This is a genomic window from Aeromonas simiae (assembly GCF_014892695.1).
In the GTDB taxonomy this organism is placed as follows: Bacteria; Pseudomonadota; Gammaproteobacteria; order Enterobacterales; family Aeromonadaceae; genus Aeromonas; species Aeromonas simiae.
In genome coordinates this window covers 3,933,273-3,955,101 of record NZ_CP040449.1, presented here as the reverse complement: position 1 = coordinate 3,955,101, position 21,829 = coordinate 3,933,273, and the positions used below count along the sequence as shown (strand labels likewise).

General features: G+C 54.4%; 13 protein-coding genes. 8 read left to right on the top strand and 5 right to left on the bottom strand.

The window, feature by feature from the left end:
• Positions 1-422 precede the first annotated feature (422 nt).
• Positions 423-1,049: a transcriptional repressor LexA gene (gene lexA, locus FE240_RS18815; protein WP_042044595.1), complete on the bottom strand. Its 627-nt coding sequence runs from the start codon at positions 1,047-1,049 to the stop codon at positions 423-425.
• 181 nt (positions 1,050-1,230) lie between these two features.
• Between lexA and plsB the strand changes: the two genes are divergently transcribed.
• Complete coding sequence (plsB, locus tag FE240_RS18810; protein ID WP_042044597.1) at positions 1,231-3,657, top strand: glycerol-3-phosphate 1-O-acyltransferase PlsB; 2,427 nt, start codon at positions 1,231-1,233, stop codon at positions 3,655-3,657.
• A gap of 34 nt (positions 3,658-3,691) precedes the next feature.
• Here the strand turns inward: plsB and FE240_RS18805 are convergent, their stop codons facing one another.
• The gene (locus FE240_RS18805) at positions 3,692-4,318 is read right to left on the bottom strand and encodes a lysoplasmalogenase (RefSeq protein WP_042044598.1); all 627 of its coding nucleotides are present in this window, start codon (positions 4,316-4,318) and stop codon (positions 3,692-3,694) included.
• Between the two features lie 150 nt (positions 4,319-4,468).
• Here FE240_RS18805 and FE240_RS18800 point away from each other — a divergent pair, with 150 nt between their 5' ends.
• The gene (locus FE240_RS18800; protein ID WP_193002872.1) at positions 4,469-4,621 is read left to right on the top strand and encodes a hypothetical protein; all 153 of its coding nucleotides are present in this window, start codon (positions 4,469-4,471) and stop codon (positions 4,619-4,621) included.
• Between the two features lie 1,345 nt (positions 4,622-5,966).
• Here the strand turns inward: FE240_RS18800 and FE240_RS18795 are convergent.
• The 3 genes from FE240_RS18795 to prlC form a co-directional block, all read right to left on the bottom strand.
• Positions 5,967-6,713: a class I SAM-dependent methyltransferase gene (locus FE240_RS18795; RefSeq protein ID WP_042044600.1), complete on the bottom strand. Its 747-nt coding sequence runs from the start codon at positions 6,711-6,713 to the stop codon at positions 5,967-5,969.
• 49 nt (positions 6,714-6,762) lie between these two features.
• Entirely contained in the window at positions 6,763-9,654 is a 2,892-nt protein-coding gene (locus tag FE240_RS18790) for a sensor domain-containing protein (protein WP_193002871.1), read from the bottom strand.
• Positions 9,655-9,791: 137 nt separating this feature from the next.
• Entirely contained in the window at positions 9,792-11,834 is a 2,043-nt protein-coding gene (gene prlC, locus FE240_RS18785) for an oligopeptidase A (protein WP_042044601.1), read from the bottom strand.
• Between the two features lie 245 nt (positions 11,835-12,079).
• Between prlC and FE240_RS18780 the strand changes: the two genes are divergently transcribed.
• From FE240_RS18780 to FE240_RS18755, 6 genes are all read left to right on the top strand, one after another.
• Positions 12,080-14,053 (top strand): PAS domain-containing sensor histidine kinase, encoded by a 1,974-nt coding sequence (locus FE240_RS18780; protein ID WP_042044602.1) that lies wholly within the window; start codon positions 12,080-12,082, stop codon positions 14,051-14,053.
• Between the two features lie 84 nt (positions 14,054-14,137).
• On the top strand, positions 14,138-15,490 hold the full coding sequence (gene gorA, locus FE240_RS18775; RefSeq protein ID WP_193002870.1) for a glutathione-disulfide reductase: 1,353 nt from the start codon (positions 14,138-14,140) through the stop codon (positions 15,488-15,490).
• 484 nt (positions 15,491-15,974) lie between these two features.
• Positions 15,975-17,282, top strand: coding sequence for an SIR2 family NAD-dependent protein deacylase (locus FE240_RS18770; protein WP_226798906.1), 1,308 nt, complete (start codon positions 15,975-15,977; stop codon positions 17,280-17,282).
• 93 nt (positions 17,283-17,375) lie between these two features.
• Complete coding sequence (locus FE240_RS18765; RefSeq protein WP_193002869.1) at positions 17,376-18,374, top strand: hypothetical protein; 999 nt, start codon at positions 17,376-17,378, stop codon at positions 18,372-18,374.
• A 378-nt stretch (positions 18,375-18,752) separates the two neighbouring features.
• The gene (locus tag FE240_RS18760; RefSeq protein WP_193002868.1) at positions 18,753-20,090 is read left to right on the top strand and encodes a site-specific integrase; all 1,338 of its coding nucleotides are present in this window, start codon (positions 18,753-18,755) and stop codon (positions 20,088-20,090) included.
• On the top strand, positions 20,083-21,822 hold the full coding sequence (locus FE240_RS18755) for a hypothetical protein (RefSeq protein WP_193002867.1): 1,740 nt from the start codon (positions 20,083-20,085) through the stop codon (positions 21,820-21,822). The genes FE240_RS18760 and FE240_RS18755 overlap by 8 nt, the downstream gene beginning before the upstream one ends.
• Positions 21,823-21,829 lie beyond the last annotated feature (7 nt).

Genomic DNA, 21,829 nt, shown 5'->3' with positions numbered 1-21,829 from the left:
AACCGAATAAGATGCACGATCTTGCTGTGCGGACAGCCTAACCACAGCGACCAACCGTTTTCCCTGCGTTGTAACCAGAGCCCATAGAAACGGGTCAACCAGCTCCCTCCGATGCAACGCGTAATGCGGGTAAGTGGCTGAGCATGAGGGTGAGAACGTATCAACATATCTGTCCTCCTTACCGGGCAGAACCACGATTTCCTGCGGCGCCGGATGACGCCACACCTATTTCCGTGTCAATAAATGTTTATTCTTGCGGAGATTGTTGCCTGGTGGGCCGTGAGATGACCTTCCGCTTCAATACAAAGGATATAGACGATAACCGGTGGGCACAGCGAGGTCGGGACACATGCCCAATGGCAAGTCCCTGATGTATGGCAGAAAGGAGTTAGAGACGAAAACGGGGCCATCGGCCCCGTCGTTTACATCCAGTCGGCGTTGCGAATCACACCGACCGCCAATCCCTCGATAGCCAACTGCTGGCAAGAGAGATCGACCTGAATGGGAGAGAGCTCTTCGTTCTCAGGCAGCAACCACACCTGGTTGCCTTTGCGTTGGAAGCGCTTGACCGTGACATCGTCATCGACCCGCGCGACCACCACCTGGCCATTACGCACCTCCTGGGTCTTGTGCACCGCCAGCAGATCGCCATCCATGATGCCGATGTTCTTCATGCTCATGCCCTGCACCCGCAACAGGAAGTCAGCCCGAGGATGAAACAGTGTGGGATCGACCTGATAGTGGCTCTCGATATGCTCTTGAGCCAGGATCGGCTCCCCTGCCGCCACCTTGCCGATGAGCGGCAACCCACTCTCTTCGTTGGCGGCCTCCTCTTCCTCGATCAACAGACGGATGCCGCGCGAGGTACCCGGCATGATCTCGATGGCGCCCTTCTTGGCCAAGGCCTTGAGATGCTCCTCGGCCGCATTGGCCGACTTGAAACCGAGCTTCTGGGCAATCTCGGCACGGGTGGGCGGCATGCCGGTTTCGCTCATATTACTCTTGATGAGCTCCAGCACTTGGGATTGCCTGGGAGTAAGGGGTTTCATGATCGGCACCTGTCTTTTTATACAGCACACTGGCAGTATATACAGTATCCATGCCAAGGCAAGCCAAAAGGGCGCGCCTGAGTGATCCCGCCCCGCGACCCACACTCATCGTACCTCTATGCGACAAAACGATGGCGATTTGTTATTCTCCTGCGGCCTTTTTACAGGAGAAGCAATACCGATGTCCCTTGGGCAGAGCATTTCCCGCGCCATGTTGCAATGGCCCGTACGCTGGCTGGTCAATCACAAGAGCCTGCCGGAAAACCCCATCGCAGAGCTGAAGCTGGATCCTGAGCGCCCCATCGTTTATGCCCTCAAGACCAGCTCCATCACCGACCTGCTGACCTTGCAGCAGTGCTGCGAAGATCTCTACCTGCCCGGTCCCTTCACTCCGCTCGAGCTAGGTGGACAATCGCTGCCACGCTATGTCTGCCTGGATCGCCCGCCGCCCCTGTTTGGCAAGCGCAGCGAACCACTGCCCTTCTTGCAGGAGTTTCAGCAACTTCTCGACCTGCATAAGCAGGATCCCGCGCTCGACATCCAGCTGGTGCCGGTGACCCTGTTTTGGGGACGGGCCCCTGGGCGCGAAGGTGAGGAGGCATCCAGCCTCAGCATTATCAGCAGCCTGGCCCCCAACATGCTGAAGAAAGGGCTCATCGTCGCCCTCAAAGGACGTGAAAACCTGGTGCGCTTCTCCCCGCCCGTGTCCCTTCGTCACATGGCTGACCGACACGGCACCGACCAAGCCATCGCCCACAAGCTGGCGCGGGTGGCTCGCTTCCACTTCGGTCGCCAGCAGCTGGCCGCCACCGGCCCCAAGCTGCCCAACCGCCACCTGTTGTTCCGGCAGCTGCTCGACTCAAGCATCATTCAAGATGCCATTCGCCACGAGGCGATCCGCGAGGGCATCAGCGAGGAAAAGGCGCACAAGCGGGCCCTCAGCTATATGGATGAGATCGCCTCCGATTTCTCCTATCGCCTGATCCGCCTCGGTGACAGCATCCTCGGCTGGCTCTGGAACAAGCTCTACCGTGGTCTCTCGGTGAACGGGGCCGAACGGGTGCGTCAGTTGGCCCAAGAGGGGCATGAAATCGTCTACGTGCCCTGTCACCGCAGCCACATGGACTACCTGCTGCTCTCCTATGTCATCTATCACCAGGGCATGGTGCCACCCCACATCGCTGCGGGGATCAACCTTAACTTCTGGCCGGCCGGCCCCTTGTTCCGCCGTGGTGGAGCCTTCTTCATCCGTCGCACCTTCAAGGGCAACCCGCTCTATAGCACTGTGTTTCGTGAATACCTGAACCTGTTGTTTGCCAAGGGCTATTCGGTCGAGTTCTTCACCGAAGGGGGACGCTCGCGCACCGGGCGCCTGTTGCCACCCAAGACAGGTATGCTGGCCATGACGCTGCAGGCCATGATGCGCGGGCTGGATCGACCCGTCACCTTCGTCCCCGTCTACCTCGGCTATGAACATGTGATGGAGGTGAACACCTACCATCAGGAGTTGCAGGGGAGTCGCAAGGAGAAAGAGAGTTTCCTGCAGGTGATCGGCATACTGCGCAAACTGCGCAACTATGGCCGGGGCTTCGTCAACTTCGGCGAGCCGCTGACCCTCAACACCTACCTGAGCGAACATGTGCCTGAATGGCGCGACCATGCCAGCGAAGAGGAACGGCCGCAGTGGATGGCCCCCACCGTCAACCACCTCGCCGATATGCTGATGACCCGCATCAACGGAGCGGCTGCGGTTAATGGCCTGACCCTGAGCGCCGTGGCGCTGCTCGCCTCGGAGCGACATGCGCTGACCCGTGACGAGCTGGAAGCACAGATAGAGACCTACCTCACCCTGCTGCGCAAAGCGCCCTATGGCCCCTACAGCACTGTGCCCGACAACAGCGCCAAGGAGCTGCTCGATCAGGCGATTGAACTCAATAAATTTGAGGTCAGCGAAGACAAGCTGGGCCAGATCATCAGCCTGGATCGCTATCAGGCGATTTTGCTTACCTATTACCGCAACAACATCCTTCACCTGCTGGCCCTGCCCTCCCTGGTCGCGGCGCTGATCGATCGCTGTGAAGGGCTCGGAGAGAGTGAAATCATCGGCCGCTGCGTCGATATCTATCCGCTGCTGCAACGGGAGCTGTTCCTCCACTTCCCTGAAGAGGCGATACCGGAACGAGTCAGCGAGCTGCTGGCAGTCTTCGAGCAAGAGCAGCTGATCTTGCGGCAGGAGGAAGGATTCTGGGTCAATCCGAGCAATCAGATGCGGTTACTGCTGCTGGCGGAGAGTATTCAAGAGACGCTGCAACGTTACGCCATTGTGCTGACCCGAGTGCTGGCCCAGCCCGGTGTCGCCGCAGAGCAACTGGAAGCCGACGCTATGATGATGGCCGAACGTCTCGGCACCTTGCACGGCATCAATGCCCCCGAGTTCTTCGATCAGAAGCTCTTCACAACCCTGGTGCATACCTTGCGCAGCGAAGGGTACCTGGATCCTGAGTGCAAACCCGACATGGGCCGTTTCCAGGCGCTGGCCGACAACATACTGCCGCTCCTGAGCAGCAAGATGCAGCGAACCATACGCGCCTGCTGTCCGACCTGTTGAATCAAGCCCCCGCCAGGGGGCTTTTTATTGGCGCTTAGCCAGCCAGTGAGGCGGCCATCAGGAACTGGGCAGCAAAGTAGCTGCTCATCACCCAGGCCGGGGCTTGTGGAATGGGACGAAAGAAACGATCCAGAGCCAGCACCCCATCGGAGAAAAGAAACAACAGCCCCCCCACCAGAGCGGCCGCCGTACCTGCGGTCAGTGAAGCATGCCAAGCGCCGGCGGCTACCCAGACCATGGCAAGAATCGTCAGCATGTAGACCAATACCGGCAGGCGCATCTCAGCCAACCCATGCCACAACAGACCAAATACGGTGGCGGCCAGCGCAAGCAGCAACAAGCCATCGAGCAACTTGAGCACCAGTGGGCCCTGGGCAAAACCGACGATGTAGCACAAGTGCGCCACCAGAAAGGCGATAAGACCGTGCACAAAGCGATCGGAGGGCAGCATCAGCAGGATATCCCCTGCCAACGAAAGAAACAGTCCCAGCAAGATCCAGGCATGGGAACCATCTTGGTCATAACCCCGATAGTTGAACGCCAACGCGATGATCAGCAGCATCGTCAACACCTTGCTGATATAGAGCTGTCGCCGTAATCCCTCTCCGAGGGCCCGCACATGCCACCAGCCGGACGCAATAATCAGGACACTCAAAAACATCTCTCACTCCCCTGCCACACGACCGAGCAGACTTGCGCCAGCAAGACTAACAAAAAGCAGAGGCGGACGGCAGAGGGCGACCCGATTAGCCTAAAGTCTAATTGAGGCACATGGAGCACTGAGGCATAAGAATCGCCAAGGAAACCCAACATGGACGAAAAGATGAAAAACTACCTGCCCGCCATCGACATCATGATGTGCCATCTGGGGATCAGCTTCGAGCAGGCCTGCGAAGAGCTTGGGCTCTCATGTAGCGACCAGCAGGCGCTGATCGAGTTACAGCAGCAAGAACTCCCCGAATAAAACCTCCTCCCAGAAGAAGGCGCGTCATGCGCCTTTCTCTTTTTACTGACCCCGTGCCCCTATCTCAAACAAGTTGGCTCAAACAAGTTGGACAAAAATTCAACATGTTTGGCCCGCGTAACACTTTATTCTGGATAAATAGGCCAACCTAGAGGTTCATCTTTGTGAGACATTCGCCATACCCCATGTGAGAGGAGTGTGTCTCACCACGTGCGCAAACCATTTCCTAACCACTGAGCTTTTCATTACACGCAAATTAACTCATTGATAATAATTAAATTTTTATCATTTTTAAGGTTTTTTAAAAACACGTGGATTTTCTTGAGTAGCACAGTGCCTTGTTCCACCGGCACAACACTTTATGATGAATCTCAGAAGGACGCGGTGATGGACGGAGTGCCATCAACCTGGAAGGTAGGAATCCCATGGTAGGGATGAGTGGTTAGGAATGACCCTCGGCAGGATGCAAGGAACCCCATCGGAGTGATGGGTGGACAGGTTCAGGATGAATCCCATGGCTGGATGGCCATGTATCACGGATGAACAGGGAACCCCGCTGGATGCGGTAAAGGACACCTCCAGGACGGAGTAGAGTGCGGTGACCAGGATGGTTGCTAAGCCAGGAGGCACTGGATACCCCGAAGGATTGGGAAGAGGATATTCCTAAGGAAGGGATGTCGTCAGGGATGTGCAGGGAGCACAGCAGTTCACGGATTGGACACCACGACTCAGGGGGACAGCAATGGCTGTCCCCCTTTCTTATTGCTTCATTTTCCCACTCACCCCCCCTCTTCGTCTGAAAGCGCTTATCGAGTCCGCTCTTGATTATTATCCTTGTGAGACATTTGCCATCGACCTCGTAAGCATTACACCTGCAATGTAGCAGCAAGATACGGATATCGATCCATCCACAAGCCACACAACCAAACATAAGAATTTGATTTTAAATACATTTAATGGTTTTTAATCTCATCGCACACATTTTATCTCAACAAAAATAGCAGGAGCTGATTGAGCGGCAGAGGAAAACCCTTATATTCACTCCTGCACGGACGCAATGAAGTCGACTAGGACGGTCGGCTGCCAGGGTAGGGCAAATGGACGAGCCACAGGATGTGGCAAAGGACACCTCCCAGGATGGAGAAAGTGTGATGGGACAGGATGACTCATCAGGCCATGATGGCCGCAAGGACACCCCAAAGGATTGGGAAGGGGAAACCTAAGGGAAGAGGTATAGTCAGGGATTGCAGGGAGCAACCACGTTCACGGAATTGAACGATACGACTACCGGGGGCGACGAAAGTCGCCCCCATCTTTTTATGGGCCTTTCTCTGACTCGCCTCAATCAGGCCGGCAATGCACCGACCACATAGACATCGAAGCGGTTACTCTTGGTCTCGATGGCCATGCTCGGTTTCTGCTCGTTCAACCAACCGGCATAATCAGGCCGTTTTACCACCACTCTCTTCTGCGCCACCGTAAGTGCGGCTGGCAACAGAACATCGGCATCCAAATCCGCCCCCACCAACGACTGAAAGACCCGCATCTCTTTCTTTACCAACGCCGACTTCTGTTTGTGTGGAAACATGGGGTCGAGATAGACCACATCGGGTCGCCCCGGCAAGTGGCGCAAGGTTTCCACGGCAGGCCCATGCAGCAAGTGCATACGCTCACGCACCCAGGGCCCAATCTCGGGATCCTGCGCCGCTCGCTGTAACCCGTCTTCAAGCAGGGCCGCCACCACAGGGCTGCGCTCGATCAGCGTGACCTGACAACCGAGCGAAGCCAGCACGAAAGCATCGCGGCCAAGACCGGCGGTGGCATCGACCACGCTGGGGTTGGCCCCCGCTTTGAGACCAACCGCCTTGGCGATGGACTGGCCACGCCCGCCACCAAACTTGCGCCGATGGGCCACCGCCCCCTCAACGAAATCCACATAGATGGCCCCCAGTTTGGGTTCATCCAGCTTGCGCAGCTCCAGCCGCTCATGGGTCAGCACCAGAGCAAAATCGGGCAGGGTAACGCCTGCGAGGCGCTCATACAGGCTGGCCGCCTCGGCGGCCCTGGAGGGGTCTTCAATCAGGATTTGCATTCGTCATTGCCGGACTGGGATCACTGCCGCGCAGTGTATCACAGCCCGATTAGGAGAGGCTGGCCAGTGCAGGCGAAGGCTGCTCGAGCGCCCCGTGATTGAGTCGTAGATAGGCGAGCAGATCCTCAAACGGCAGCGGCCTGCTGAGCAAGAACCCCTGGGTATAAGCACACCCCTTGCTGCTCAGGAAGTTGAGCTGCTCACGCGTCTCGACCCCCTCGATCACCACCTGCATGCCCAGGTTGTGCACGATGCTGATGATCCCCTCCAGCAACATGCGGTCCTGCTCATTGAAGGGGATATGGCGTACGAAGGAGCGATCGATCTTGACCAGATCGACCGGGAAGGTGCGCAGGTAGTTGAGGGCCGAATAGCCGGTGCCGAAATCATCGATGGCGATCTGACAGCCAGCACGGCGCAGCGCCTCGATGCGCAGCCGGTGTTGCTCGCCGGCATCCATCAGCAGGGTTTCAGTGATCTCGATGACGATGTCGCGTGGGTCGAGCCCGAAGTGGTGGATCACCTTGAGCCACTCGCTCCCCTCGGTATCGATCGTCTGGAACTCCAGGGTGGAGCGGTTGATCGACATCTGCAGATCGCTAAATCCAGCCCCTTTGAGCCGCGCCAGATCGCGGCAAGATTGCCACAGCACCTGCTCGCCCAGCCCCTGAATGAGACCCGCCTCTTCCGCCATCGGAATGAAGTCGGCCGGCGAGACCTGCCCCCACTGGGGATGGTACCAGCGCACCAGCGCCTCCAGCTTGGCCACCCGCCCCGAGTGGTTGTCCCAGATAGGCTGATAGGCCATAGAAAGGTGGCCTTGTTTGATCGCCTCGGCCAGATCCTGCTGCATCTGGTGGCGGATCTTCACCTCCTCCCGCATCGAGGAGCAATAGACCGCCAGCGGCCGGCTCTTTCGCTTGGCTTCAAACAGCGCCTGCTCGGCGTTGCGCAGCAGCACCTCCCCTTCATTGCCATCGCTCGGGCAGAGGGTGATCCCCAGGGTTGCCGTCACATAGAGGTGCTGGTTAGCCAGCATGAAAGGACGGTTGAAGCCGCCGATCACCTGCTTGGCAAAGACTTCGGCCTGACGGCGACTGACAATCCCCGGCACCAGGAAGGCAAACTCGTCCCCCCCGATGCGGGCCACCAGATCATCGGTGCGAACCCGGCTCACCAGGCGATCCGACACCTCGCGCAGCAGGGCATCACCGGCGTGGTGATCCATGGAGTTGTTGACCGCCTTGAAGTTGTTGAGATCAAGCACCATCAAGGCGAAGCGCTCGCCCCGCTCGCAGAAACGGGTCAAGCAGCGCACAAACAGCCAGCGGTTAGGCAGGCCGGTCAGGCTGTCATAATTGGCCTGATTGGCAATCTTCTGCTCCGCCAGCTTGGTTTGGGAAATATCGCTGAAAATGCCGATGTACTGGGTGATGCGGCCATTGTCACGCAAGCTGCTCACCATCAACTGCTGGGGATAGATGCGGCCGTTCTTGCGTTTATTCCATACCTCGCCACGCCACACACCAACCCTGGCCAGGGCATGATACATGTCGGCGTAGAAGGCTTGGTCGTGCAGCCCCGACTTAAGCATGCTGGGGCGCTGCCCTTTCACCTCGTCCAGCCGATAACCGGTGATCTGCTCGAATGCCGGGTTAACAGAGATGATCCGGCTGTCGGCATCGCACACCAGGATCGCCTCGGAGAGGTTGTCATAAACCCGATGGGAGAGGCGCAACTGCTCGGCATCGCGCTTGCTGCTATCGATATCCTCCATCACCAGTAGCAGGTAGTCACTCTGGCTATCCTGGGTCTGGCTCAGGGTACAGCGGCACCACTTCGGCTCTTCTGCGGCGCCAACATAGCGCAGCTCCATGGTGATGTGACCCGGCTCCCCGCCCAGCAGCGCCGCGTAGCGCTCCCGATAGGGGGCAAAATCACTGGCCAGATAACACGACTCGAGCGGCTGAGCCACTGCCGCCGCCTGGCCCAGCATCTGAGAGAGCGCAGGGCTGCTCCACTGCAACCGCCCCTGCCGATCGAGCCGACCAATCCCCACCCGGGTGTGCGCCAACATGGCCTGCAACAGGTGGTTATGCTCCTCGGCCTCACGCAGGGTCTGTGGGGTGGTGATGTCCTGCACCACCCCATGCAGACAGGTGATCCCCTCTTCATCGCGTTCCCCGAAGACCTGGGAGCGCAGCAGCTTGGGAGTCCCCGCCGGAGTCTGCAAACGGTATTCGAGCTGGTAGTAATCACGCTGACCACTCATCAACTGCCACCACGCATCCTGCAGATACTGGCGATCCTGTGGCTGCACCATCGCCAGCCAGCTTTCCAGCGTCAGCGTCTCGCTCTCAAGCAGTCGACACAGCTCGCTGGAGGCATGAAAGTGCTGACGGCGCGGCTCCCATTGCCAGGCGGCAATGGTGCCCTGGCGACGGGTATGGGAGAGCCAGCGTTGGTAGGGTTGGGGTTGTTGCTCGAGCATCAGCGTCAGTTCACGCCCCAGCAGCGGGCCCAACATACGCAACACACTCATGATCCGAGGCAGTTCAGGTTGGGGGGTGCGATAGAGCAGCAACAGCAGACCGGTCGGCTGACCCGTCGCACTGCGCAGCAGCATGCCGGCACAGGCCCGAGCCCCCCACTGACCGACCAGCGCCGTCGTTGGGAATTGGGAGGCCATGCCATCAACCAGGCAGAGCTCTCCTCGTTCCAGCAGACAAGAGAGAGGTTCCCCCCGGCAGGCCAAGGCGACCGCATCGACGGCTTCGCCCGGCCAATGGGCAATCGGCTGCGGCCGATCGCCACCCAGCTGGCAGATCAGGACGGCATCCGCTTCCACGGATGAGCCAATGTCGGCGACAAACCGCTCGATATACCGAAGGCCAGTCACATCAGCCAGCCCGGTCAGCGCACGGTACACGGAATCAAGCACTCGCCTCATGGCAAGATTGGGAGCCTCTTTGCGCAGCAGGAAAACCGAATCTCTCGGAGGGTTTAGTGGGCTCACCGGCCCACGCATACCACCATACACAAAAAATCAGGGGGCACAGAGCCCCCAGTCAGCAAAAATCACGCCGTGATCCCACTATGGCGCAGCAGCGCATCCACTTGAGGCTCGCGGCCCCGGAAGGCACGGAACAGCGCCATCGGCTCCTGAGAGCCCCCCTGCTCCAGAATGTGCTGCAGGAAGTCGGCGCCGGTGCGTGGGTTGAAGATCCCCTCCTCCTCAAAACGGGAGTAGGCATCCGCCGACAGCACCTCGGCCCACTTATAGCTGTAGTAGCCTGCGGCATAACCGCCGGCGAAGATGTGGGCAAAGCTGTGCTGGAAGCGGTTGAAGGCCGGAGGCGTCAACACCGCGACCTGTTGGCGCACCTGGCAGAGTACCTCGTCAACCACCCCAGCGGCACCCGCACGGGCATCCATATGCAGGCGGAAGTCGAACAGGGCGAATTCGAGCTGGCGCAGCATCTGCATCGCGGCCTGGAAGTTGCGGGCCGCCAGCATGTTGCCAAGCAACTCACCCGGCAACGGCTCACCGGTTTCATAGTGGCCGGAGAGGAAGGCCAAGGCCTCGGATTCCCAGCACCAGTTTTCGAGGAACTGGCTCGGCAGCTCAACCGCATCCCAGGGCACTCCGTTGATGCCCGCGACCCCGGCCACATCGATGGAGGTCAGCATGTGATGCAAGCCGTGACCAAACTCGTGGAACAGGGTCACCACCTCGTTGTGGGTGAACAGGGCCGGCTGGCCATCAACCGGGCCATTGAAGTTGCAGGTCAGGTAAGCCACCGGCCGCTGCATACTGCCATCGCGGCGGTAACGCCGGCCGAGACAGGTATCCATCCAGGCGCCGCCACGCTTGTTGGCGCGGGCGTAGAGGTCGAGGTAGAAGCTGCCACGCAGTTCATCTTCGCTGTCATAGATGTCATAGAAGCGCACGTCCGGGTGCCAGGTCTCGATGCCGAGACGCTCGCGCACTCGCAGGCCGAAGACCCGGCGCACCACCTCGAACAAGCCGGCGACCACCTTGCGGGCCGGGAAGTAGGGGCGCAGTTGCTCATCGGAGACGGAGAACTTGTGCTGCTTGAGCTTCTCGGCGTAATAGGGCAGATCCCAGGCCGCCAGCTCACTCATGGCGTGTTCGGCGGCGGCAAAGTCGCGGATCTCCTGCAACTCGGCCTGCCCCTGCGGCAGCGACTTGCCGGCCAGATCCTCCAGAAAACCGATCACTTGCCCGGTCGACTGGGCCATCTTGGTCGCCAGCGACAGCTCGGCATAGCTGGCAAACCCGAGCAATCGGGCCAGCTCCAGGCGCAGATCGAGGATCTCAGCCATAGCAGCACTGTTGTCCCACTGGCCGGCGCAGGGCCCCTGATCGGAGGCGCGAGTGACGTAGGCGCGGTAGAGCTCCTCACGCAGGGAGCGGTTGTCGGCATACATCATCACCGGCAGATAAGAGGGGATATCGAGCGTGAACAGCCACCCCTCCATGTCACGCGCCTTAGCCTGGGCCGCAGCGGCTGCCAGCGCGCTCGGCGGCAGACCCACCAGCTCACCTTCGTCGGTCACCAGCTTGTGCCAGCCCTGGGTGGCATCGAGCACGTTGTTGCTAAAACGCGAGGCCAGCTCGGAGAGGCGAGCCTGGATCTCGCCGTAGCGCTGTTTCTGCTCGGCCGGCAGATCGATGCCGGAGAGACGGAAATCACGCAGGGTATTTTCGACCTCTTTGCGCTGTGCTGCGCTCAGCAGGCGGTAGTCATCGCTGCTGGCCAGTTCGCGGTAGGCGGCAAACAGCCCCTCGTGCTGGCCGACAAAGGTCTGGTACTCAGCCAGGTGCGGCAGACAAGCGTCGTGCGCCTCGCGCAACGCATCGGAATTCATCACTGCATTGAGGTGGGAGACCGGTGACCAGACGCGCGAGAGGCGATCGTTCACCTCTTCCAGCGGTGCCACCAGGCTATCCCAGGTGTGCGGTTCACTCTGTGCCAGCACCTCTTTGATACGCAGCTTGCAGTCGGCGATCGCCTGCAGCACGGCCGGCTGAGCATGTTCCGGCTGGATCTGAGTGAAAGGGGGCAGGCCGTCCATCGTCAACAAAGGATTGCTCATCTTAATACCTCGAGTAATTCGGCCCCTGCCGTTCAGAAGCGCAGTGTTACGGACTACCTAAGATGGTGGTAATGACTCCAATTATCAAGTATCTGCGGTAGCACATGTGCACAGTCTGCTCAAGTTTTTGCCTCGACTGGCCGCGTGGACTCACTAAGGCCCCATTCACATCCCTGATGCCAAGTTCGCCCCGAAGTGGTTACACTTAGGCCCACGACTCTTGGTTTCCGGACTGCAAGGACGACATGTCAGGACTCTTCTCCAAGGCCATCAAGGCCATGCGTGGCAACACCCTCTCCTACCGGCTCCTCGCCTATATCCTGCTTTGCAGTACGGCTCTAGCCTTCCTCATCACCTTGTTGCAGCTGGCTTGGGACTACCGCAAGGACGTCGATCTGATCGAAAGCAGCATCACCCAGATCGAGGCCTCCTTCCTGCAACCCATCGCCGCCAGCCTGTGGAACCTCGATGAAGAGCAGGTCAAGGTACAGCTTGAGGGGATCATGAACCTGCCCAATATGCAGTTCGTCATGGTCAAGGAGATCCTCGGTCACTCCGAGGTACCCTTGCTCTCGCAAGGGGCCGAGCGCCCTCATTACGACATCTCACGCGAGTTTTCGCTGACCTATCAGGGGGAGGTCGTCGGTAAACTGTTTGTGGCCGCCTCGCTCGATCAGGTCTATCACCGGCTGATGGAGAAATCGGTGCTGATCCTGGTGAGCCAGACCATCAAGACCCTGGTGGTTTCGTTCTGTATCCTGCTCATCATCTATTACATGGTGGTGCGCCACATCAACCGTATCGTTCACTTCGCTGAGCACTTCGAGCTGGATCGGCTGGGTGATCCCCTCGAGCTGGAGGGGCGCCCGCTGCCACGGCCGAAACCGGACGAATTTGACTCTCTGGCGGCGGCTCTCAACCAGATGCGAACCCGCCTCAGCGATGAGTTCAGTGCCCGCCAGCAGGCCCTCGAGCAGTTGCAGCAGGAGCGCGACTTCTCCGCCACCCTGATCAACTCCTCCAACGTGCTCATCTGCTGCCTGGAGCCCGATCTCTCGATCGCCAGCATCAACCCGGCCGCCATCCTCTTGACCGGCTATGTGCAGCACGAAATTCTGGGGCAGCGTTGGGATGACATCTTCGTCAACCGCCAGCAGCGCGACCAACTCGCCGCCAGCCTGCAAGAGCACAGGCCGCACGAAGAGATAGAGGTGCCCATGCTGGATCAGCAGGGCCATGAGCTGGTGCTGCTGTGGAGCTTCGCCCCCTTCTACGAGGGGCCGGATCTCAAGTATCTGATCGGCTTTGGCTACGACATCACCCAGATCAAGCAGGTGGAGCACGAAATCATCCAGCTCAACGAGCAGCTGGAGGCCAAGGTCGATGAGCGCACCCGCAGCCTGAGCGAGAGCAACAGCCAGCTCACCCGCGCCTACGACGAGCTCAAACGCACCCAGCAGACCCTGGTCGAGTCGGAGAAAATGGCCTCGCTCGGCTCATTGGTGGCCGGCGTGGCCCACGAGATCAACACCCCGATCGGCATCAGCGTCACCGCCTCCTCCTACCTGCAAGAGCGGGTGCTCGACTTCAAGCAGCACATCGAGGCCAAGCAGCTGTCGCGCAGCTACCTCAACGATTTCGTCAGCAACCTTGATGAATCCATGTCGCTGCTACAGGGCAACCTGCGCCGCGCCTCCGAACTCATCGCCAGCTTCAAGCAGGTGGCGGTCGATCAATCCTCCGAGGCCCACTACAGCTTCAACGTGGCCGAGAACCTGCACCAGGTGGTGGTATCGTTGGGCCACCGCCTGCGCAAGGCCCAGTGCGAGGTCGACATCCACTGCGACCCCGAGCTGGTGATCCACTCCTATCCCGGCAGTTTTGCCCAGATCTACTCCAACCTGATCCTCAACTCGGTCAATCACGCCTTCGAGAACTGGGATCGCCAGAAGCGCATCACCATCACGGTGCAGGTCAAGGATGGAGAGCTGGAGATCGACTATCGCGACAACGGTCGCGGCATCAGTCCCAAGATCCTGCCGCGCCTGTTCGAGCCTTTCGTCACCTCCAAGCGCGGACAAGGGGGCAGCGGGCTCGGCACCCACATCATCTACAACCTGGTGGTGCAGTTGCTGCGCGGCCGCATCAGCTGCCACAGCGAGCCCGATCAGGGCGCCCAGTTCCTGATCCGCCTGCCCCTCGAGCCGCTCTCGGTATAACCTTCTCTACACACGGACGCCTTGCATCTTCTGCAGGGCGTCCCCATCTCTTGCCCATCACAACCCGAGTGGAGAATTGAGCTTATGGCCCAGCATTTTGACTACATCGCCATTGGTGGCGGCAGCGGGGGCATCGCCTCAGCCAATCGGGCCGCCATGCACGGTAAGAAGGTCGCCCTGATCGAGGCCAAGGCGCTGGGGGGCACCTGCGTCAACGTGGGCTGCGTGCCGAAAAAAGCCATGTGGTTTGCCGGACAGATCGCCGATGCCCTGAAATACGGCCCCGACTACGGCTTTGACACCACCCTCAACCACTTCAGCTGGAGCAAGCTGATCGCGTCGCGCCAGGCCTACATCAGCCGGATTCACCACTCCTACGACAACGTGCTGGCCAAAAATGGCATCACCGTCATCCGCGGCTTTGCCCGCTTCGTGGATGCCCACACCGTCGAGGTGAACGGCGAGCGCTACAGTGCTGACCACATCCTCATCGCCACCGGCGGCCGTCCCGAGATCCCGGCCATTCCCGGCGCCGAATTGGGGATCACCTCCGATGGCTTCTTCGCCCTGACCGAACAGCCCAAGCGAGTGGCGGTGGTGGGCGCCGGTTACATCGCCGTGGAGATCGCCGGCGTGCTGCATGCACTCGGCTCCGAGACCCACCTGCTGGTGCGCAAGCACGGGCCGCTGCGCAGCTTCGACCCCATGGTGCAGGAGACCCTGGTCGAGGTGATGGCGCAGGAAGGGCCCAAGCTGCACACCCATGCGCAGCCCAAGGAGCTCCTTCGCAACGCCGATGGCAGCCTGACCCTGCATCTGGAAGACGGTCGCCACCTGACGGTCGACTGCCTCATCTGGGCCATCGGCCGTGAGCCGGCCACCGACCAGCTCAATCTGGCCGCAACCGGAATTGAACCCGATGAGCGCGGTTACATCCCCACCGACAAGTACCAGAACACCCAGGTCCCTGGCATCTATGCGGTCGGCGACAACACAGGGCGGGTGCAACTGACCCCGGTCGCCGTGGCTGCCGGTCGGCGCCTATCCGAGCGTCTTTTCAACAACAAGCCGGACGAGCACCTCGACTACTCCCTGATCCCGACCGTGGTGTTCAGCCACCCCCCTATCGGCACCATAGGCCTGACCGAGCCCGAAGCGATCGCCGAGTATGGCGAGGCCAACATCAAGGTCTATAAGAGCCAGTTCACCGCCATGTATTCGGCCCTCACCCAGCACCGCCAACCCACCCGCATGAAGCTGGTGTGCGCCGGCCCGGAAGAGAAGGTGGTCGGTCTGCACGGCATCGGCTTTGGCATGGACGAGATCCTGCAAGGCTTCGGCGTGGCCATGAAGATGGGGGCCACCAAGGCCGACTTCGATAACTGCGTCGCCATCCACCCGACCAGTGCCGAGGAGTTCGTTACTATGAGGGGTTAATGTAGAAAACCCACCTACACACGTTCTTACTGTAGAAAAACTGAGAGGCCAGAGCATCGTTCTCTGGCCTTTATTTATCGACTCATCGATACACAGTCTCTTCTAACACGTTTATGCCCCAATGCGGCGATTCAGCAGTGTGATTTCAGGCTAAATCGGGCATGCAAAGATTGACCAAATTTTAGTAATGCGACAGAGTTACTACTTAACCAGTATATAAGCGCTTATTAAGTATGTTGCGCCTTCAAGCAAGCTTGAAGCGTTAGCGTCGCAAGTCAAGCGAGCCTGCTCGCTGCCAGCCAGCTTCAAGTGAGGAACAAACATTCTCAATGTTGGCGGAACACGGAGAGTTCAGATACAAGGAAGTCAAAAAGCCCATCACCGTGCGCACCTCCTACGTAATCTGTCACTCACAAAGCAAGTCTCGGCAACGGACACCGTAAACCGCGCTGTTGCGTTATGATCGTAATGACTAAAGGAGAGGATGTTGAGCGAGTATTTCGAAATTGCATATGCAGCCGCAACAAATAGATTGTGCCTATTTACTGGTACTGGATTTTCTAAAGCTGTTTCCGATAATGAAGCTCCAAGCTGGCAGGGGTTACTGGAAGAACTATGTGGTCTATTGCCGAATCCAGAAGAAATAAAAGAGTCCCTATTCCCTGAAGATAAACCTGCGCAACTTAGTTTAGAAGAGGCTGCCCAGGTCATCTCAATCAAATTTTCTGCTATTGATAAAAATATCCACGAAGAAATAGCTGCACTAATAGAGAAAGTAGACCTTGATGATGAAATAGAAGAAATTGAAGAGTTTTTTTCAAGTAGATCTTTTAGGGTCATCACCACTAACTATGACAAGCTGGCTGAAAAGTTGACCGGTGATAATAGCTGTCAATCGATTACTCCTGGAAGACCTATACCTAGGTCCTCTGCCAATGTGAAGGTATACCATGTACATGGCTCAGTCGACTCGCCAGAGAATATGGTGGTTACATCTGAAGATTATTTTAGGTTTATAAACAGCGATTCTTATTTTTCAAGAAAATTGAGTACGGTCCTACATGAAAACACTGTAGTAATTTTAGGCTATTCACTTGGCGACACTAACTTAAAGGCAATAATTAGTGATTACAAAGGTTTTTCTAAGAGCCATGTGATTGGTTCTAATATTTTTTTAGTTTCTAGATCTGCTGTAGATCAACACGTAAAAGATTACTATTCACACTGCTATGGTATTCGGGTAATTGATAGGCTTAACACTGACATTTTTTTTCGAAAGTTAAATAACAAGATACCCAAAGTGGATAGAATCATAGAGCGTTCACTGAGGAGCATACGAAAAGTTGTACATGAGGGCTTTCACTTTAAAGATGCCTTTTTAAAGTTGGATGACTCATTCTACAGAATTATTTCTTCGCTATCGGCCGAAGGGTTGAGCCTCAATGATGCAAGAGTTGTCGAAATGCTAGGTGAGGTTATTGAGTCAAAGAGAGAGCTAACTTTAGAACATAACGCTTGGGAGCAATACGAGCACCTTGCCGGATGGTTGGTATACCTTGCATCAATAATGGAGATTCAAGGGACTTCAATGGAAGGCCAGTTTTTGAAAGCAACTCTTCGTTCAATGACTACGATGCGAAAAGAGTACTACATTGGGTATTCTTGGCATGCTTACAAGGTTTGGGAAAAGCGTTGGCCAACAGTTGTTGCATCCAATCGCGCATTGATTAAAAGGCACATTGAAAATAAGACCAGTTGGTCGGATGCCCTAGCCATTGTTAACAGCATTTAGTACATAACATGTACATGTTGTTGGACTGTTTTCCGCCGCGCTCAAAAAACAGCCGTAAATGCGGACGTTATATGGAATAGGAGGAAGTGATAAATGTTTGAAGATTTAAGCAAGACCTTAAAAGGATTAACTTCAGTTTCTATTCCTATAGAAAAGGACAAAAAAGGATTTATTGATAAGCAGTGCCCGAATGAGGGCTGTGAATTCTTATTCAAAGTTGAGCATGAAGATTGGTCGAACCTGTTCAAAGACGAAGCCGTTTGGTGTCCTTTATGTAGACATCAAGCTCCGGCAGATCAGTGGTTCACGAAAGCACAAGTTGAGCATTGCCTTGGTGAGGCAAAGAGAGTTCTTGAAAATACCATTCATAATGCATTGGTATCTGGTGCAGAAAAATTTAATAGGAAACAAAGCAAGTACAAGTTTCTGTCAGTGTCTATGAAAGTTTCTGGTGGAAAGAAAAGCACTTATGCGCTGCCAGCAGAGGCAGTTGATGAAATGGAACTTGAAATTGAGTGTGAGAGCTGCGCTGCGCACTTCTCAGTAATTGGAAATGCCTTCTTTTGCCCATGCTGTGGAGAAAACTCTGTCACTCAAAATTACTCTGACGCTATCCGTAAAATAAGAAGCAAGAAAAAAAATATTGAAGTCATAAAAAAAGCATTAACGGATGTTGCCGGATTGGATGAAGCAGAAGTGACATGTCGCTCTATACTAGAAAGCTGTATATTAGATGGCGTCACTGCGTTTCAAAAATATTGTGAGGGTCTTTATTCAAAATATGACAATCCGCCATTTAATGCCTTTCAGCGCTTAGAACAGGGTAGCCAGATTTGGCAAGAGACTATTAATTATGGATATGGTGATTGGCTTAGTCATCAAGAGCTTTCCTCACTTAATATTCTATTTCAGAAGAGGCATTTATTAGCGCACAATGACGGTATTGTGGATTCTCGATATATCGAGAAGTCAAACGATCGATCTTATGTGGTAGGGCAAAGGGTTGTTATTAAAAATATTGATGTAGATACACTGCTAAACTGCCTTGTAAAGCTTGGCGACGGATTAATTGATGCAGTCAAATCCGTATAACAAGCGTATGTGGTTGAATTGGTTCTCCTCAGCGCTGCAAACCAAACCTCAAATGCGGGCATTACCTCATAGAAATTTTTATCCGAAACTGACGAGTTAGAGTTAAGGCTTTAACTCGGAATTCCCAACCTGAGCTACAGCTAGAATGATACTTTAGTACTCAGCTGTGACCGGGCTCAGATAGGATGTCTGCGGCCAGTGTGAACCTATATATCTTTCCTACATATATCCCAAAAACTTTCACATGTGAAAGTGCTAGCAACTTTTACCATTCAATGAAAGCGTTCAAACTGTCCAAATTGGTACATTACAGGCCTTAGGATCTTGATAGCAGTAGCAGATACTGGATGAACCAACAGTTATTACAAAGTTCATCCCGTGGCTTACTTGATCAAATCAGACGACGTACATATAGGTGGTGAAATCATCACTGAAACGGACCCTATAGAGTTTCTGAATGGCCGAAATCTAGGGTCATTGCCTACTATTTATGACCAAAACTGGGGATATGTTGCACCAGTAAACCACTGGTTCATTCATCTTAAAGCGAACAAACGACTTGAAAATCTAAGTTCCTACGCAAGAGCGCTTTTGCATTATTGGAATTTTCTAGAATCAGAAAATTTAATCTGGGATGTCTTCCCATTAGCAAAGGGTTTAAAGCCTACATATCGATATAGGAATGACAAACTTCTCAAGAGCGTTAAAGCTGGTGAGCTGGCATACTCAACTGCAAACACGTATATGACCCATGTCGTCCAGTTTTATTTATGGGCAGCACATGAACGTTATTACCACATCAGCGAGAAACACAAGCCCTTCGAAATCGAATTTGTACGAATACAGAGAAGCGACATGCTGGCTCATATGATGCCTAAATTTCTGGTCCAAACTACAGATTTGCGCATCAGAACGCCGAAGGATTCAACCAGTAAGAATATTCGGGGGCTAAAGCCCTTAGCTCAAATTGCACTCACTCATTTAGCTCTACATTTACGTAATGTGTCTTGCGAATTTAGGCTGATCTGTTTGCTCGCAGCTCAATCCGGCTTACGTATCCAAGAAGCGTCAGGATTGACTTTGGCCGCACTAGAACAATCGGTTCAACGCTCAGGTTCAATAACTCATTTCGAGCTAACAATAGGACCAAGTAATGGTGTACCTACAAAATACAATAAAACTCGAACTATTGAGATAACAAGTCGCCTTTTATCAGATTTGAAAACTTATGCCATTAGTGAGCGGCGAATGTGCCGACTTGACAAACTTCTTAGCAAAATTGAGTTCCACAAAGGCATCAATGACATAAAAAAGTCCCACTCTTTTCATGTCTCAAAGGAAAAGCTCGACGCCCTGACCACAGCCCAGCGATACGAACCCTTATTTATTAGCCAACAAGGTAATCCATATGATCCAAACACAATAGGCTCTCGCTTTGGAGAAGTTCGCCGCTCAATAATTAAGTCAGGAATACAATTTGAGCATAAGTTTCATGATCTTAGATGTAGTTATGCAACCTACCGACTACATAGCCTACTTGAAGCGGGTATTGAGCCTGCGAATGCACTGAGCTTACTGATGGGGTGGATGGGACATAAGAATGAATCCACGACATGGAAGTACTTACAGTACCTCAAAAGAAAAGAAGCGTTAAAAGAGAAAATATCTGTACTAGACAGCATTATGCATCAAGCATTAGAGGAAGCTGATGAGTAAGACATTGAAATTAATAGCCCCCTGGGTTGAACATCTTTGTATTCCCATACGAAACGGGGCAAACGCACACCTCCTCTTGGACTTTAATAGATACAGATATCGCGGGGTTCCTAAAACACATGAAATAAAGCAGGGAAATGTTCAGTTATTAGACCGTGATGATATAGCACAGAGACTGTTTATCACAATTACGAGCAGGGAAGATGCTTCACCAGCAACCAAAGGTAACGCATTCACCGCAGCTAGAAGACATTTTGCGTTTTGTGATGCGCAAACTCCACCGCTTCAACCGCTATCGGAAATGGCATTTGTTAAAGAATTAGAACATAACTCCATCCGTCAGCGGATTGGGGAGATCAAGGATAGTACAGAAAGCAAGCTACGGGGGGATTTATCATCTTTATACCAGTGGCTAGATCTTCCCGTGCGACACATCTATCCACTAGGGGTTCGGTCAGGACGCACGCAAACAGAGCCGACACGCGGCTATAGTGACGCTGACTTAAAGCAATTGCTTCCGTTGCTAAGAGGTATTTTTAAGCAGTTGTATCAGCAATTTATTATCGATCCTGAGTTTCATATTCAAGCAAGTTCTAACGCTCATACAATGGTTTTTTCTTGGAAGGGGAAAGATTATCCAGTAGCCGGTGGTGCATCAAAAATTTTTTATGTCGCAACATTTCTCCTAAGTTATTACACGTGGAGTAACAGTACCGTCTTATATAGCTTAAGACGCCCACAAACTAGCACACATGCTATATCAAGCAATTGGTATCAAATGCCAGCATTTAAACGTAGAGCATTTAAAACTATCACTGTAGAGCTAGGGGATCATAACAAGCTAGAAATTCCTAAGTATGCAACCCGGTTTTTTGACCAATTAATGACTGTCTCAAAACTGGTCGATCCTAAACCTGATGGTTTGCTGTTACCGGCTTACAGCTACCGAAAAAGAAAAGTTCAGATGATGAGTGGATGCCTGCTCAATGACTTCAAAGCAAATTGGTTAACTAAATATTTCCCGATGACTGATGAACGAGGAGACGTATTATGGCCAACACCAAGGAGATTCAGAGCAACGGGTAGTCATTTAACTTTGGCACTAAAAGGCACACTGGAAGCTGCGATTCTTCTGGATAACACACCTAGGACTATCGCCCTAGCATATTCAAGTGGAAACCCTCATGAAAACGATCTGATGAACCGTGATACAAGCCAAACTTTGGAACAGATCGTTCGCGACAGACAAGGTGTGGAGTCAGCAAAACAAAAGGTCAGAGAGGCACAAAAAGTGGAAGTACTTGCCTATGAAGCGTACATCCGACGAGCATCTCCTCCCATTCGTAGTGCTCACGGCAGTTACTGCAAAGATCCTATGGGCGCTATGGCTGAGAAGTTTACATCAAGAGCACGAGCACATGGACTCATAACTGAGAATGAAAATCTAGCATGTGCCGATTTAATCAAATGTTGGAGCTGCGGACATCAAGTGCTTGTCGAATCGGTAACTGATTTATGGTGTGCTCTTAGCTTTCGCGAATGCATTGAAGAATCGGCATGCCTGCATATAGATAATGCTCATTATCAGAAAAATTTTGGCGAAGCCTTAGCAAAGATTGACCTCCGCTTAAAACAATTAAGTCCCAAAATTGTACAGCAAGCTAAAAGAAAATTAGCAGATGAAGGTCGTCATCCTTTGTGGATAGATGTAGATAGTATAAGTATGAGCTGAAGACGAA